Source organism: Blattabacterium sp. (Periplaneta americana) str. BPLAN (genome assembly GCF_000093165.1).
GTDB lineage: Bacteria > Bacteroidota > Bacteroidia > Flavobacteriales > Blattabacteriaceae > Blattabacterium.
In genome coordinates, this window is record NC_013418.2 from 406,262 (window position 1) to 419,446 (window position 13,185).

The window sequence follows — 13,185 nt, forward strand, 5'->3', positions numbered from 1 at the left end:
TATAATCTATAAATCTAAACCCATTTCTCTTATTCCTTCTGCTAAAGATTTCATTCTTCCATGATATAAATATTTTCCCTTATCAAAAACAACTTTTTGTATTTTCAATATTTTTGCTCTTTTCCCCAAAAGTTTTCCTACTTCGTTAGATAATTCTACTTTTGTTTTCTTTTTATTTCCAAACACTTTTTCTCTAGATGAAGATGAAACTAAAGTTCTTCCAGAAGTATCGTCAATTGCTTGTGCATATATAGCCTTATTACTTCTAAAAACAGATATTCTGGGTCTATTAGAAGTTCCAAATACTCTTTTTTTTGTACTTTTTTTTTTAATCATAATAATCAATAATTAAGCAGATTTTCCTGCTTTTCTACGCACTTCTTCTTTTAAATATCTAACTCCTTTCCCTTTATATGGTTCTGGCTTCCTAAATGAACGAATTTTAGCAGCAATTAAACCTAATAATTGCTTATCATGAGATTTCAGAATGAGAATGGGATTTTTTCCTTTTTTTGTTTTTGTTTCCATACAAATTTCCTTAGGAATTTGAATCATAATATTATGAGAAAAACCTAAATTTAATTCTAATATTTCTCCATGAAAAGTGACTCTATATCCAATCCCCACTAATTCCAATTCTTTTTTAAATCCCTTGGAAACTCCTTTTATCATATTATAAATTAATACACGATATAATCCATGCAAAGATTTCGATTTTTTATCTTCTTGGGTTCTTTTTAAATACAATTTTCCTTCCTGTACGGTTAATTTAATTTTATCAGAAATTTCTTGGCTCAAAACTCCTAATTCTCCCTTTATTATTATTTTATGGCCAATAATCTTTAAATTCACATTCTCAGGAATAGAAACCGGAATTTTTCCAATTCTAGACATAATTATATTTTAATATACGTAACACAAAACCTCTCCCCCCAACTTTTTTTTTCTAGCTTGTTTATCTGTTATAACACCATGAGAAGTAGAAATAATAGCTATGCCTAATCCATTCAATACACGAGGCAAATTTTTATGTTTTAAATACTTTCTTAACCCTGGTTTACTGATCCTGATTATTTTTTGAATCACAGAAATGTTTTGATAATATTTTAAAGCTATTTTAATTATTTCTCCTTTTTTATTTTCTAATTTATAATCCAAAATATAACCATTATCTAGTAAAACTTTGGTGATTTCTTTTTTTAATTTAGAAGAAGGAACTTCTAAAAGAGGATGTTTTGCAAAACTAGCATTTCTAATTCTAGTTAAAAAATCAGCAATGGAATCAGTATGCATAATTACTATTTTTTATTACCAACTTGCTTTTTTCACCCCAGGAATAAGACCTTGAGATGCCATATTTCTAAAAACGATACGAGATATCCCAAATTGACGCATATATCCCCTACATCTTCCTGTGATTGAACATCTGTTTCTTAAACGCACAGGAGAAGCATCTCTTGGCAATTTTTGCAATAACTCATAATTCCGAGAATTTTTTAAAAAATTTCGTTTTTTTGCATATTTTAATACCATTTTTTCCCTTTTTCTTTGCCTTGCTTTTACAGATTCTTTAGCCATTTTTCTTTAATTATTTTTTTTTAAACGGTATTCCAAAATGAGATAAAAGACTTTCAGCTTCTGTATTAGTTTTAGCAGAAGTAACAAATGTTATATTCATTCCCATATTTTTTTTAATTTGATCGATATTTATTTCAGGATAAATAACTTGTTCAGATATTCCCATGTTATAATTTCCATTTCTATCAAAACTACTTGTTTTTACTCCATTGAAATCTCTTACTCTGGGTAAAGAAACAGTAATAAGTCTTTCTAAAAATTCATACATTTTTATCCTCCTCAAAGTAACTTTTACACCTATAGGCATTCCTTTTCTTAATTTAAATCCAGATTCATCATGTTTTGAATAACAAAAAATTGCTTTTTGACCTACAATAGCCGTAATTTCTTCCATAGAAGCATCTAAAAACTTTTTATTTAATACAGATATCCCTACACCTTGATGAATAACTATTTTTTTTAGTTTAGGAACTTGCATAACAGAGGTGTACTTAAACTTTTTCATTAAACTATGAACGATTTCTTTTTCGTACAATTTTTTCATCCTAGATTGATAAATCATAGTTTCTCTTTTTTAAGATTAGATATATGTATTGGAGCTTCTTTTTCTATTATACCTCCTTTAGGTTTTTTTGCACTAGGTTTAACATGTTTTTTTACTATATTAATTCCATGTATAATAGCCTTTTCTTTTTTAGAAAAAACTTTGAGAACAATTCCTTTATTTCCTTTAAAATTTCCTGACAAAATAGAAACTTTGTCTCCTTTTTTTATCATAAAAAAAATTTTTTTTATAAAACTTCCTGTGCCAAAGAAATAACTTTCATATATTCTTTATCTCTTAACTCCCTAGCAACTGGACCAAAAACTCTAGTTCCCATTATCTCTCCAGAAGGATTGATAAGTACACAAGCATTATCATCAAAACTTATATAAGATCCATCCTTTCTCCTTGTTTTTTTTGTTCTAATTATTATAGCTTTAGCTACTTGACCTTTTTTCACAATCCCTCCACCAGATATAGCTTCTTTTATAGTAACGATAACAGAATCTCCTAATGAAGCATATCTTTTTTTAGTCCCTCCCAAAACTCTGATAATTAAAACTTCTTTAGCTCCTGTATTGTCTGAGACTTTACATCTAGATTCTTGTTGTAACATTTTATGACTTTTCTAAAATAGAAACTAATCTCCAACATTTCTTTTTACTAAGAGGACGCATTTCCATGATACTAACTTTATCTCCATTTTTAGAGACATTTTTTTCGTCATGAACCATGTATTTTTTCTTTTTTAAAATGCTTTTTCCATAATGTTTATGTTTCACTTTTTTAGTTTCAGAAACAATAATTGTTTTATCCATTTTATCACTAGTTACTATACCTATTCTTTGCTTTCTAATATTTCTACTAACATTAGTAGTAGCAGAAGAATTTTTCTTCTTTTCTTTTTCATGAATCATTTCTTCTTTTATTTAATTCAGTTTTTAATTTAGCTATATTTTTTCTAAAAATTCTAATTTCCATAGGATTTTTAATCAAACCAAAAACATGATCAAATTTTATTTTTTGATAATTCTCTTTTTGCTTTTTTATGTGATTCTTAATATCTTTTTTGGATAAAACCTCAATATCGGAATATTTCATTATTTTATATACTCTTTAGAAAAGATAAATCTCATTTTGATAGGAAGTTTTTGAGAGGCTAATCTTAATGCCTCTTTAGCGATTTCCATTTCCACTCCATCTATTTCAAATAGTATTCTACCAGGTTTTACTACAGAGACCCAAAATTCTACAGGCCCCTTTCCTTTTCCCATACGAACTTCCTGTGGTTTTCTTGTAGCAGGTTTATCCGGAAAAACATTTATCCATAATTTTCCTTCTCTTTTCATATATCTGGTAGCCGCAACACGAGCAGCTTCTAATTGTCTGGATGTAACCCAAGCCCCTTCTAAAGCTTTTATTCCATATAAACCTCTTGATAAAGAAATTCCTTTTGAAGAATTTCCACGTATACGTCCTTTTTGCTTTTTTTTATATTTTGTTTTTTTTGGTTGTAACATGATTTCTCTATCTTAAAATTTATAATTTTTTCTTCCTAAAAGAAGAAGCTTTATTATTAGAAAATCTGTGTCTTTTTTGCATTCCGAATAAAGGCGATAATTCTCTTTTTCCATATATTTCCCCTTTCATAATCCAAACCTTAACTCCTATGCTTCCATATACAGTATGAGCAACCGCTATATGATAATCTACATCTGCACGAAAAGTTCCAAGAGAAATTCTTCCCTCTTTATAAGATTCACATCTAGCCATTTCAGCTCCATTTAATCTACCAGATATTTGTATTTTTATCCCTTGAGCATTCATTCTCATAGCAGAAAGTATGGATAATTTTATGGCTTTTTTATAAGAAATTCTATTTTCCAATTGTCTCACCAAACTTTTTGCTATTAAAGGAGCATCTAATTCAGGACGTCTCACTTCAGAAATATTAATTTGAACTTCTTTTTTCGTTAGTTTTTTCAATTCTTTTCTAACTGTATCCACCTCATCCCCTCCCTTTCCTATAACAAGAGCAGGACGTGAAGTCCTAATAGTTATGGTTATAAACTTAAGAGTTCTCTCTATAAAAATTCTAGAAACTATCCCTTTCGGAAGACGAGCCTCTATATATCTTCTTACCTTGAAATCTTCTTGTATTCTATCTTTATAATTATTACACCAACTAGATTGCCATCCCATGATAATGCCAAGACGATTAACAATTGGATTTGTTTTTTGTCCCATATATATAACTAATTTATTTATCTCTTCTCTAAAAGAACTAAAACTTTACTTGATTTTTTTCTAATTCTATGACCTCTTCCTTGAGGTACTGGACGCAATCTTTTCAGAGTTCTCCCTTGATTGACTCTAATTTCTTTTATATATAAGGAGGAATTATTATCTAATGATAAGTTTGAATATTTTCTATGCCAATTAGACAAGACTGAAAGAAGTAATTTTCTCAAAAAAATAGAAATTCTTTGTTTCTTACTATATTTCAATATATCCAAAGCTTTTTGGATTTTTTTATTCCGAATTAAATTGACTACTAATCTCATTTTTCTCGGAGAACTATGAACTCCGTTCAAGGAAGCAGATATGATCGCTTTCTCTTCCATATTACTTGCTTACTACTGTTAATTCTAATTCTTAACTTTTAATTTATTTTTAGATCCAGCATGTCCTCTAAAAGTACGAGTAGGAGCAAACTCTCCTAATTTATGTCCAATCATATTTTCCGTAATATACACATTAATGAATTGTCTTCCATTATAAACTGCAAAAGTTTGTCCAACAAAATCAGGCAGAATGGTTGAGGGTCTAGACCAAGTTTTAATAATAGACTTCTTTTCAGATTTAATATTATTCAAAACTTTATTATATAACTTTTGAGAAACATATGGACCTTTTTTTAAAGATCTTGCCATAATAATAAAAATTTTATTTTTTTCTTCGTTGTAAAATATATTTATCCGAATGTTTTTTTTTAGTACGAGTTCTAAAGCCTTTAGAAGGTAATCCACTTCTATTCCTAGGAATTCCACCAGATGCTTTTCCTTCTCCACCTCCCATTGGATGATCTACAGGATTCATGGCTACTCCTCTTGTTCTGGGCCTTTTTCCATAATGTCTATTTTTTCCTGCCTTTCCATATGTTTCTAATTGATGATCTGGATTAGAAACTATTCCAATAGTAGCCATACAATTAATCATCACCATTCTTATTTCTCCAGAAGGAAATTTAATAGTTGCATATTTTCCATCTTTTGCAAACAATTGTGCATAGGCTCCAGCGCTTCTAGCTATTTTAGCACCTTGTCCAGGTCTTAATTCTATACAAGAAATATTTGTTCCTAAAGGAATTTCGCTCAAAGAAGTAGAATTCCCTACATTGAAAGGAACATTCTTTCCAGAAATCACTTTTTGTCCTACTTTAAATCCATCCATAGCTATAATATATCTTTTTTCTCCATCTTTATAATGAAGCAAAGAAATGAAGGAAGATCTATTAGGATCGTATTCTATAGATTTTATGATAGCAGATATCCCAAATTTTTTTCTTTTAAAGTCAAGAATTCTATATTTTCTTTTATGTCCTCCTCCAAAATAACGCATAGTCATTTTCCCACAATTATTTCTTCCTCCAGATTTACACTTTCCTTTTGTCAAAGATTTTTCAGGATAAAATTTTGTAATTTGATTAAAGCTGTTGACTATTCTAAAACGTTGACTAGGTGTTATTGGTTTTAGCTTTCTTATTGACATTAAATTTATTTTTTATTAAAAAAATCAATTTTTTGATTTTCTTTCAATTGAATAATGGCCTTTTTTAATCTATTTGTTCTACCATATAAAAACCCTTTCTTAGTATATTTTGATTTATCTTTTCTAGAATAAATCATTGTTCTGATTCTTTTAACAGAAACTCCGAATATTCTAGATATCTCCTCTTTTATCTGATTTTTATTGCAATCAATATATACCGAGAATGTATAACAAGAATTTTCTTCTTTCAAAGAAGATTTATCTGTAAGAAAAGGTTTAATCAAAATCATTGAATTCGCAATTTATGAAATATTTAAAATTCTTTCTATTCTTTTTACCGAATTTTCAGAAAGTATAACATATGAAGAATTTAATAAAGAATAACTATTCAATTCTTCTGCGTTTAACAACTGAAAATTTTTTAAATTTCTAGCAGATAAATGTAAATTTCTATCCGCTTTTTCTACAATCATCAATGATTTTTCATTCATTAACTGTAATGATTTTAATATGTTTAAAACCAATTTAGTTTTAGGTTTTTTCAATTGAAAATCTTCTATAATTTTTACTTTTTTTGTTTTTAATTTATGTTCTATAATATTTTTTTTTGCCAAATTTTTTGTTAATTTATTGATTTTCATAAAATACCTTCTAGGAGTAGGACCAAAAACCCGTCCTCCTCCTCTAAAGAGAGGATTTTTTATATCCCCTTTTCTAGAACCGCCAGTTCCTTTTTGTCTATGTAATTTTCTTCTACTTCCAGATATTTCTCCTCTTTCTTTAGATTTATGAGTTCCTTGACGTTGTGCAGACAGATACCTTTTTACTTCTAAATAGATAGGATGATCATAAGATTTTTTAGAAAAAAATTTTTCATTAAATAGAACTTTACGATTAGTAGAATTTCCTTTAATATCTAAAATTTCTAGTTCCATTTTTTTTTCTTAATCATTAAATATGAATTTTTATTACCAGGTACCGATCCATTTAATATAAAAATATTTTCAGTTACATCAATTTTCAATATTGTTAAATTTTTAATAGTTACATGTTTTCCTCCCATTCTTCCAGCCATTTTCTTTCCTTTAAAAATTCTAGATGGATCGGAACCTGCTCCAACAGATCCAGGTGCTCTCAATCTATTATGTTGCCCATGACTTCTCTCTCCTACACCTGAAAATTTATGTCTTTTTACTACTCCTTGAAATCCTTTTCCTTTAGTAATTCCTCTCACATCTACCAATTCTCCTTCCACGAAAGAATTTATATTTATTTGACTACCTAATTTTATAGAAGGGCTCAAAACATCTTTGAATTCTAACAATTTTTTTTTCGGGAAAATCCCAGATTTTCTAAAATGACCTTGTAAAGCTTTAGTTGTATGTTTTTCTTTTTTATCGATTATTCCTAATTGAATGGCAGAATAACCATCCTTTTCCATTGTTTTTACCTGAATAACATAACAAGGACCTACTTTTACAATAGTACATGGAATATTTTCTCCATTCTTGGAAAAAAGACTAGTCATTCCAAGATTTATACCTATTAAACCAAACATTTTTATTATACTTTAATTTCTGCTTCTACTCCACTCGGCAATTCTAATTTCATCAACGCATCCACTGTTTTAGACGAAGCATTGTGAATTTGTAAAAGTCTTTTATGAGTAGGAAGTAAAAATTGTTCTCTTGATTTTTTATTAACATGAGGAGAACGTAATACTGTAAATATCTTCTTTTCGGTAGGTAATGGAACTGGACCATTAAGCACGACTCCTGTAGGAAGAACAGAATTTACAATTCTTTCAGCTGACTTATCTAATAAATTATAATCATAAGATTTCAATTTAATTTTTATATCATGACCCATGGTATTGATATTGTTAATTTTTTTCTATTTGTTTTTCATTTTCTTATTATACTCTCTATATTTATCATTTCCTATGATAATGTTATCCAAAATATTCCTTGGAACTACATCATAATGAGAAAATTCCATAGTAGATGTTCCTCTTCCAGAAGAAAGAGTCCTTAATACCGTTACATATCCAAACATTTCAGATAATGGAACTAGGCCTTGAATTATCTTTATATTTTCACGATTACTCAGATTTTGAACTATTCCTCTTCTACGATTTAAATCCCCTATAACATCTCCCATATTTTCTTCTGGAACTAATACTTCTAATTTCATAATCGGTTCTAATAAAATAGGTTTCGCTTTTTTTGCCGCTTCTTTGAACCCAAATTTTCCTGCTATTTCAAAAGACAACTGATCAGAATCCACTGGATGATAAGAACCATCTAGAATAGTGATTTTAGCACTTTCTATTTCATATCCAGAAAGAGGTCCATTTTTCATCATTTCTTTACATCCTTTTTCTATAGATGGAATGTATTCTTTGGGAATATTTCCACCTTTTATTTTATTGACAAATTCTAAACCAGACTCCCCAGGATTACCTGGTTCTAAACGAAATAAAATATCTGCAAATTTTCCACGACCCCCTGTTTGTTTTTTATAAATTTCCCTGTGTTCTACTACATCTGTTAGAGCTTCCTTATATTCTACTTGCGGTTTTCCTTGATTTACTTCTACTTTAAACTCTCTTTTCATTCTATCTACAAGGATTTCCAAATGCAACTCTCCCATCCCGGATATAATAGTTTGTCCTGTATAATTATCTGTACGAACTTGAAAAGTTGGATCTTCTTCCATTAGTTTAGATAATGCAAAACTCATCTTATCTATATCTGATTTAAACTTAGGTTCTATAGCTAAACCAATCACTGGTTCTGGAAAAGAGATATTTTCTAAAAGAATTGGAAATTTTTCATCACATAATGTATCTCCCGTTTTAATATCTTTAAATCCTACTACCGCGGCAATATCTCCAGCTCCTATCCTACAAATAGGGTTTTGTTTATTAGCATGCATCTGATATATACGAGAGATACGTTCTTTATTTCCAGATCTTGTATTCAAACTATATGATCCCGCGTTAATTTTTCCAGAATATACTCTAAAAAAAGCTAAACGACCTACGAAAGGATCGCTGGCTATTTTAAAAGCTAAAGCAGAAAATGGTTCTTTTTCACTAGGTTTTCTTGTTTCTTTTGTTTGATAGATCGGATGAACTCCTACTATATCTTTCACTTCTAACGGAGAAGGCAAATAACGACACACAGCATCTAACATAGCTTGTACACCTTTATTTTTAAAAGAAGAACCACACAATATAGGTATTATTTTCATTTTTATAGTGTTCTTTTGAACGGAAGAAATAATATCATCTTCGGAAATAGAATAATTATCATACAAGAATTTTTCCATAATAGAATCATCATGTTCCGACAAGGATTCAATCAGTTTATTATGATAATCATTTACCATATTTTTCATTTCATATGGAATAGGTATTTCTTGAAATGTTACTCCATAATTATTATCATCCCAAACAATGGCTTTATTGGCTATTAAATCTACTACTCCTCTAAAATTATCTCCAGATCCAATAGGAATTTGCAATGGAACAGAATTTGCTCCTAACATTTTTTCTATTTGCAAACAAACATTGTAAAAATCAGCTCCTTGACGATCCATTTTATTTACAAAAGCAATTCTAGGAATATCATATTTATCTGCTTGCCTCCATACTGTTTCTGATTGAGGTTCCACTCCATCAACTGCACTAAATAAAACCACCATTCCGTCTAATACTCTTAAAGATCTTTCTACTTCTACTGTAAAGTCAACATGACCTGGAGTGTCAATAATATTGATTTGATATTTTTTATTTTTATAAATCCAATTACAACATGTCGCGGCAGAAGTAATGGTGATTCCACGTTCTTGTTCTTGCAACATCCAATCCATAGTCGCTGCTCCATCATGAACTTCTCCAAGTTTATGATTGATTCCTGTATAAAATAAAATCCTTTCTGTGGTTGTGGTTTTTCCTGCATCAATATGTGCTGCTATACCTATATTTCTTGTATACTTTAAATCTTTTGACATGATATTAATTAAAATCTAAAATGTGAAAAAGCTTTATTGGCTTCAGCCATTTTATGTATACTTTCTTTTCTTTTTACTGCTTCTCCCTGTTCTCGAAAAGCATCCAATATTTCAGAAGCTAATTTTCTAGCCATTGTTTTTTCATTTCTAATAGAAGCACAAGATATAAGCAATTTCATTGCTTTGGTTATTTTACTATTAGAAGAAATAGGAACGGGAACTTGAATATTAGCTCCTCCCATGCGACGACTTCTTACTTCTACATGAGGCATTACATTTTTTAAACCTTCTTTCCATATTTCTAATGCAGATTTTTCTTCTTTTTCCTTTATGGAATCTATTCTTTCCATAGCCTCATAAAATATTTTATAGGCTAAGTTTTTTTTTCCATTTTTCATCAAATGATTAACAAAACGTGTTACCAAAGAATCGTTAAATTTTGGATCAGGAAAATATACTTTTCTTTTTCTATTCGCCTTTCTCATTTTTTTATTTCTTCTTTTCTATTTTAGCTCCATATTTACTTCTACTTTTCTTTCTTCCATTTACTCCAGCTGTATCCCTAGCTCCACGTACTATCTTATATTTTACTCCTGGTAAATCTTTGACTCTTCCTCCTTTTACCAAAACTATAGAATGCTCTTGAAGATTATGTCCTTCTCCAGCAATATAGCTAATAACTTCTTTTCCATTTGTAAAACGAACACGAGCTACTTTGCGCATAGCAGAATTTGGTTTTTTTGGAGTAGTAGTATAAACACGTATACATACTCCTCTTCGTTGGGGGCAAAACCCCAAAGCTATGGATTTCCTCTTTTTAGAAACGGAAGATCTACCTTTTCTAATTAATTGTTGTATAGTAGGCATATATCTTTAGAATTAGAACGCAAATTATATTATTTAAGAAAAAATTACAAAAAATAAAATTAATTAATTTTTTCGTTTTGAAAAGGTTCTTCTTCCAAAGATTGAATATTAAGTTCTTGATATATGTAACGGTAAGTAGAAAGTAAACATGGATGTCCATCTACAATGGCTACATTGTGTTCGAAATGTGCTGATATATCTTTGTCTGAAGTGGTCACAGTCCATCCATCATCATGAAAAATAACTCCTGGATTGCCTCTATTGACCATGGGTTCTATCGATAGAACAAAACCTTCTTCTAATTTTAATCCTCTTCCTTTTTCCCCAAAATTAGGAATTTGAGGATCTTCATGCATTTTTTTTCCCAAACCATGTCCAACAAGATCTTTTACCACACTATATCCATAATTTTCAATACAAGATTGTATGGAGTAACCTATATCTCCAATAGAATTTCCCTGTTTACATTTAGATAGACCTATATACAAAGATTCCTTTGAACGATTAAGAAATTTTTTGATAGTATTTGGCACTCTTCCTACCTCAAATGTATAGGCATGTTCTCCATAAAAACCATTCATATAAACCCCACAATCTATAGACAATATATCCCCATCACATAAAGGTTCTTGATTTGGAACCCCATGTACAACTTGATAATTAGGAGAAACACATAAAGTATTTGGATAATCATATAGACCTAAAAAGGCTGGAATTCCGCCATGATCACGAATAAAACTTTCTGCAAGATGATCTAAATAAAGTGTATTTATGCCAGGTTTCACTTCTTTAGCTAACATTCCCAATGTTTTAGATGCTAATAATGCGCTTTTTTTGATAAGAATTATTTCTTCAATGGTTTTTATCATAATGCTTTTATTATAGAATCTCCACTCATTATACAAGGTTTAGGTAATCCCATTAATTGAAGAATAGTAGGAGAAACATCAGATAAAATAGCTTCTCTTCTTAATACGTTTTTCTTTTTAAATGTTGTATCTAAAAGAATGAAAGGAACTAAGGAATTTGTATGAGTGGTATTAGGACTCCCATCTAAATTAATCATGCAGTCAGCATTTCCATGATCTCCAACTATAACAACTGTATACGAATTTTTTATGGCTTCTTCAGAACAAACTTTCGTACAATTATCAACAAATTCACAGGCTTTGATAGTTTCAAGCATTTTTCCAGTATGACCTACCATATCCGGATTAGCAAAATTCAAACATATAAAATCCGTTTCTTTTCTCCTTAATTCAGGAAGAATTTTATTCACTATTTTTTTTGCACTCATTTCTGGTTTTAAATCATAAGTCGAAATTTTAGGAGATTCGCATAAAATACGAGTTTCTCCATTAAAAGGTTTTTCACGACCTCCTGAAAAGAAAAAAGTTACATGGGGATATTTTTCTGTTTCAGCAATACGAATTTGCTTTTTTCCATTTCTTTCTAGTATTTCTCCCAAAGTATTTGACAAATTTTTTTTTTCAAAAAGAACATAAATATCTTTATATTCAGGATTGTAACACGTCATTGTTACATAATATAAATTCATCTTTTTTACATTTAAAGAAGAACTATTGTTACTGTTATTCGTTAATAATTCAGTAATCTGTCTTGAACGATCTGAACGAAAATTAAAGCAAAGAACAATATCTCCTTTTTCTATTCTGGAAAAAGGATTTCCAGAATGATCTCCAACTATTATGGGAGTTATAAATTCATCAGTTATCCCTCTATCATAAAAAGAGTTTATGCATTCTAGAATGTTATCAGTATAAAAACCCTTAGAGTGAACAAGAGCATCATATGCTATTTTAGTTCTTTCCCACCTTTTATCTCTATCCATGGAATAATATCTCCCAATAACCGATGATAATTTCCCCACGGATTTTTTTGTTTTTTCTAACAGTTTTTTTATATATCTTATTCCACTTCTAGGAGAAGAATCGCGTCCATCTGTAAATGCATGTATAAATACATTTTTAATATTTTTTTCATAAGCAGCATCCAATAAAGCAAAAAGATGATTTATATGTGAGTGAACTCCTCCATCAGATAAGAGTCCAAAAAAATGGATTTTTTTCCCAGAAGAAATCACATAATTCAGTATAGGATTAACTTTTTCCATAAAAATTTTATTTTTTATGGATTCATTTATTTCTTCCAAACTTTGAATAACTTTTCTTCCAGACCCTAAATTTATATGACCTACTTCAGAATTTCCCATTTGACCATCAGGTAATCCAACAGGAATTCCAGAAGCATGTAATTTGCTAAAAGGATATTGTTGGTAACACGAATCTATAAAAGGAGTATTTGCTTGATTAATAGCAGAAAAAGAAGAATTTTTATTTGATAAACCCCATCCATCTAATATGATCAATATTAATTTTTTCATTTTT

At 29.5% G+C, this 13,185-nt stretch carries 23 protein-coding genes; all 23 read right to left on the minus strand.

All coding sequences use genetic code 11. From position 1 onward, the window contains the following. Positions 1–6: 6 nt before the first annotated feature. The 23 genes from rplR to gpmI are packed head-to-tail and all read right to left on the minus strand — an operon-like array spanning position 7 to position 13,181. A complete protein-coding gene (gene rplR / locus BPLAN_RS01940) occupies positions 7–336 on the minus strand; it encodes a 50S ribosomal protein L18 (protein WP_012821524.1) in 330 nt (109 codons plus the stop codon). 12 nt (positions 337–348) lie between these two features. Further along, the gene (gene rplF / locus BPLAN_RS01945) at positions 349–894 is read right to left on the minus strand and encodes a 50S ribosomal protein L6 (RefSeq protein WP_012821525.1); all 546 of its coding nucleotides are present in this window, start codon (positions 892–894) and stop codon (positions 349–351) included. Positions 895–903: 9 nt separating this feature from the next. After that, entirely contained in the window at positions 904–1,293 is a 390-nt protein-coding gene (gene rpsH, locus BPLAN_RS01950) for a 30S ribosomal protein S8 (protein ID WP_012821526.1), read from the minus strand. Between the two features lie 15 nt (positions 1,294–1,308). Continuing rightward, positions 1,309–1,578 carry a 30S ribosomal protein S14 gene (rpsN, locus tag BPLAN_RS01955; protein WP_012821527.1) on the minus strand — a complete coding sequence of 90 codons (270 nt, stop codon included), beginning with the start codon at positions 1,576–1,578 and terminating at the stop codon, positions 1,309–1,311. A 10-nt stretch (positions 1,579–1,588) separates the two neighbouring features. Next, positions 1,589–2,140 carry a 50S ribosomal protein L5 gene (rplE, locus tag BPLAN_RS01960; RefSeq protein WP_012821528.1) on the minus strand — a complete coding sequence of 184 codons (552 nt, stop codon included), beginning with the start codon at positions 2,138–2,140 and terminating at the stop codon, positions 1,589–1,591. Continuing rightward, on the minus strand, positions 2,137–2,355 hold the full coding sequence (rplX, locus tag BPLAN_RS01965; RefSeq protein WP_012821529.1) for a 50S ribosomal protein L24: 219 nt from the start codon (positions 2,353–2,355) through the stop codon (positions 2,137–2,139). Before rplX ends, rplE begins: the two co-directional genes overlap by 4 nt. A gap of 14 nt (positions 2,356–2,369) precedes the next feature. Then, positions 2,370–2,738 (minus strand): 50S ribosomal protein L14, encoded by a 369-nt coding sequence (gene rplN / locus BPLAN_RS01970; RefSeq protein WP_012821530.1) that lies wholly within the window; start codon positions 2,736–2,738, stop codon positions 2,370–2,372. A 1-nt stretch (position 2,739) separates the two neighbouring features. Further along, entirely contained in the window at positions 2,740–3,039 is a 300-nt protein-coding gene (gene rpsQ, locus BPLAN_RS01975; protein WP_012821531.1) for a 30S ribosomal protein S17, read from the minus strand. Beyond that, the gene (gene rpmC, locus BPLAN_RS01980) at positions 3,029–3,223 is read right to left on the minus strand and encodes a 50S ribosomal protein L29 (protein WP_012821532.1); all 195 of its coding nucleotides are present in this window, start codon (positions 3,221–3,223) and stop codon (positions 3,029–3,031) included. Before rpmC ends, rpsQ begins: the two co-directional genes overlap by 11 nt. After that, entirely contained in the window at positions 3,223–3,642 is a 420-nt protein-coding gene (gene rplP, locus BPLAN_RS01985) for a 50S ribosomal protein L16 (protein ID WP_012821533.1), read from the minus strand. The genes rpmC and rplP overlap by 1 nt, the downstream gene beginning before the upstream one ends. Positions 3,643–3,661: 19 nt before the next feature. After that, positions 3,662–4,369: a 30S ribosomal protein S3 gene (rpsC, locus tag BPLAN_RS01990; RefSeq protein WP_012821534.1), complete on the minus strand. Its 708-nt coding sequence runs from the start codon at positions 4,367–4,369 to the stop codon at positions 3,662–3,664. Positions 4,370–4,386: 17 nt separating this feature from the next. Next, a complete protein-coding gene (locus BPLAN_RS01995; RefSeq protein ID WP_012821535.1) occupies positions 4,387–4,746 on the minus strand; it encodes a 50S ribosomal protein L22 in 360 nt (119 codons plus the stop codon). Positions 4,747–4,770: 24 nt separating this feature from the next. Beyond that, complete coding sequence (gene rpsS / locus BPLAN_RS02000; RefSeq protein ID WP_012821536.1) at positions 4,771–5,055, minus strand: 30S ribosomal protein S19; 285 nt, start codon at positions 5,053–5,055, stop codon at positions 4,771–4,773. 13 nt (positions 5,056–5,068) lie between these two features. After that, a complete protein-coding gene (gene rplB, locus BPLAN_RS02005; RefSeq protein WP_012821537.1) occupies positions 5,069–5,893 on the minus strand; it encodes a 50S ribosomal protein L2 in 825 nt (274 codons plus the stop codon). Between the two features lie 5 nt (positions 5,894–5,898). Further along, positions 5,899–6,183: a 50S ribosomal protein L23 gene (gene rplW / locus BPLAN_RS02010; protein WP_012821538.1), complete on the minus strand. Its 285-nt coding sequence runs from the start codon at positions 6,181–6,183 to the stop codon at positions 5,899–5,901. A 12-nt stretch (positions 6,184–6,195) separates the two neighbouring features. Then, positions 6,196–6,828, minus strand: coding sequence for a 50S ribosomal protein L4 (gene rplD, locus BPLAN_RS02015; protein ID WP_012821539.1), 633 nt, complete (start codon positions 6,826–6,828; stop codon positions 6,196–6,198). Further along, positions 6,819–7,451, minus strand: a complete 633-nt coding sequence (gene rplC, locus BPLAN_RS02020; protein ID WP_012821540.1) for a 50S ribosomal protein L3 — start codon at positions 7,449–7,451, stop codon at positions 6,819–6,821. The genes rplD and rplC overlap by 10 nt, the downstream gene beginning before the upstream one ends. Positions 7,452–7,456: 5 nt before the next feature. Next, positions 7,457–7,762, minus strand: coding sequence for a 30S ribosomal protein S10 (rpsJ, locus tag BPLAN_RS02025; protein ID WP_012821541.1), 306 nt, complete (start codon positions 7,760–7,762; stop codon positions 7,457–7,459). A 24-nt stretch (positions 7,763–7,786) separates the two neighbouring features. Further along, positions 7,787–9,910, minus strand: a complete 2,124-nt coding sequence (fusA, locus tag BPLAN_RS02030; RefSeq protein WP_012821542.1) for an elongation factor G — start codon at positions 9,908–9,910, stop codon at positions 7,787–7,789. 8 nt (positions 9,911–9,918) lie between these two features. After that, positions 9,919–10,395: a 30S ribosomal protein S7 gene (gene rpsG / locus BPLAN_RS02035; RefSeq protein ID WP_012821543.1), complete on the minus strand. Its 477-nt coding sequence runs from the start codon at positions 10,393–10,395 to the stop codon at positions 9,919–9,921. Positions 10,396–10,399: 4 nt separating this feature from the next. Continuing rightward, on the minus strand, positions 10,400–10,777 hold the full coding sequence (gene rpsL, locus BPLAN_RS02040) for a 30S ribosomal protein S12 (RefSeq protein ID WP_012821544.1): 378 nt from the start codon (positions 10,775–10,777) through the stop codon (positions 10,400–10,402). 59 nt (positions 10,778–10,836) lie between these two features. Beyond that, positions 10,837–11,646 carry a type I methionyl aminopeptidase gene (gene map / locus BPLAN_RS02045; RefSeq protein WP_012821545.1) on the minus strand — a complete coding sequence of 270 codons (810 nt, stop codon included), beginning with the start codon at positions 11,644–11,646 and terminating at the stop codon, positions 10,837–10,839. After that, complete coding sequence (gene gpmI / locus BPLAN_RS02050; RefSeq protein ID WP_012821546.1) at positions 11,643–13,181, minus strand: 2,3-bisphosphoglycerate-independent phosphoglycerate mutase; 1,539 nt, start codon at positions 13,179–13,181, stop codon at positions 11,643–11,645. The genes map and gpmI overlap by 4 nt, the downstream gene beginning before the upstream one ends. Positions 13,182–13,185 lie beyond the last annotated feature (4 nt).

Bases quoted from the DNA above. Each gene is read 5' to 3' on its own strand.
- rpmC (WP_012821532.1), bottom strand. From the start codon at position 3,223: ATGAAATATTCCGATATTGAGGTTTTATCCAAAAAAGATATTAAGAAT.
- rplP (WP_012821533.1), bottom strand. From the start codon at position 3,642: ATGTTACAACCAAAAAAAACAAAATATAAAAAAAAGCAAAAAGGACGT.
- rplE (WP_012821528.1), bottom strand. From the start codon at position 2,140: ATGATTTATCAATCTAGGATGAAAAAATTGTACGAAAAAGAAATCGTT.
- rplF (WP_012821525.1), bottom strand. From the start codon at position 894: ATGTCTAGAATTGGAAAAATTCCGGTTTCTATTCCTGAGAATGTGAAT.
- rplW (WP_012821538.1), bottom strand. From the start codon at position 6,183: ATGATTTTGATTAAACCTTTTCTTACAGATAAATCTTCTTTGAAAGAA.
- rpsH (WP_012821526.1), bottom strand. From the start codon at position 1,293: ATGCATACTGATTCCATTGCTGATTTTTTAACTAGAATTAGAAATGCT.
- rpsQ (WP_012821531.1), bottom strand. From the start codon at position 3,039: ATGATTCATGAAAAAGAAAAGAAGAAAAATTCTTCTGCTACTACTAAT.
- rpsS (WP_012821536.1), bottom strand. From the start codon at position 5,055: ATGGCAAGATCTTTAAAAAAAGGTCCATATGTTTCTCAAAAGTTATAT.
- rplX (WP_012821529.1), bottom strand. From the start codon at position 2,355: ATGATAAAAAAAGGAGACAAAGTTTCTATTTTGTCAGGAAATTTTAAA.
- rplR (WP_012821524.1), bottom strand. From the start codon at position 336: ATGATTAAAAAAAAAAGTACAAAAAAAAGAGTATTTGGAACTTCTAAT.
- gpmI (WP_012821546.1), bottom strand. From the start codon at position 13,181: ATGAAAAAATTAATATTGATCATATTAGATGGATGGGGTTTATCAAAT.
- rplB (WP_012821537.1), bottom strand. From the start codon at position 5,893: ATGTCAATAAGAAAGCTAAAACCAATAACACCTAGTCAACGTTTTAGA.
- rpsC (WP_012821534.1), bottom strand. From the start codon at position 4,369: ATGGGACAAAAAACAAATCCAATTGTTAATCGTCTTGGCATTATCATG.
- rplN (WP_012821530.1), bottom strand. From the start codon at position 2,738: ATGTTACAACAAGAATCTAGATGTAAAGTCTCAGACAATACAGGAGCT.
- rpsG (WP_012821543.1), bottom strand. From the start codon at position 10,395: ATGAGAAAGGCGAATAGAAAAAGAAAAGTATATTTTCCTGATCCAAAA.
- rplC (WP_012821540.1), bottom strand. From the start codon at position 7,451: ATGTTTGGTTTAATAGGTATAAATCTTGGAATGACTAGTCTTTTTTCC.
- rpsL (WP_012821544.1), bottom strand. From the start codon at position 10,777: ATGCCTACTATACAACAATTAATTAGAAAAGGTAGATCTTCCGTTTCT.
- map (WP_012821545.1), bottom strand. From the start codon at position 11,646: ATGATAAAAACCATTGAAGAAATAATTCTTATCAAAAAAAGCGCATTA.
- rplD (WP_012821539.1), bottom strand. From the start codon at position 6,828: ATGGAACTAGAAATTTTAGATATTAAAGGAAATTCTACTAATCGTAAA.
- rpsN (WP_012821527.1), bottom strand. From the start codon at position 1,578: ATGGCTAAAGAATCTGTAAAAGCAAGGCAAAGAAAAAGGGAAAAAATG.
- BPLAN_RS01995 (WP_012821535.1), bottom strand. From the start codon at position 4,746: ATGGAAGAGAAAGCGATCATATCTGCTTCCTTGAACGGAGTTCATAGT.
- rpsJ (WP_012821541.1), bottom strand. From the start codon at position 7,762: ATGGGTCATGATATAAAAATTAAATTGAAATCTTATGATTATAATTTA.
- fusA (WP_012821542.1), bottom strand. From the start codon at position 9,910: ATGTCAAAAGATTTAAAGTATACAAGAAATATAGGTATAGCAGCACAT.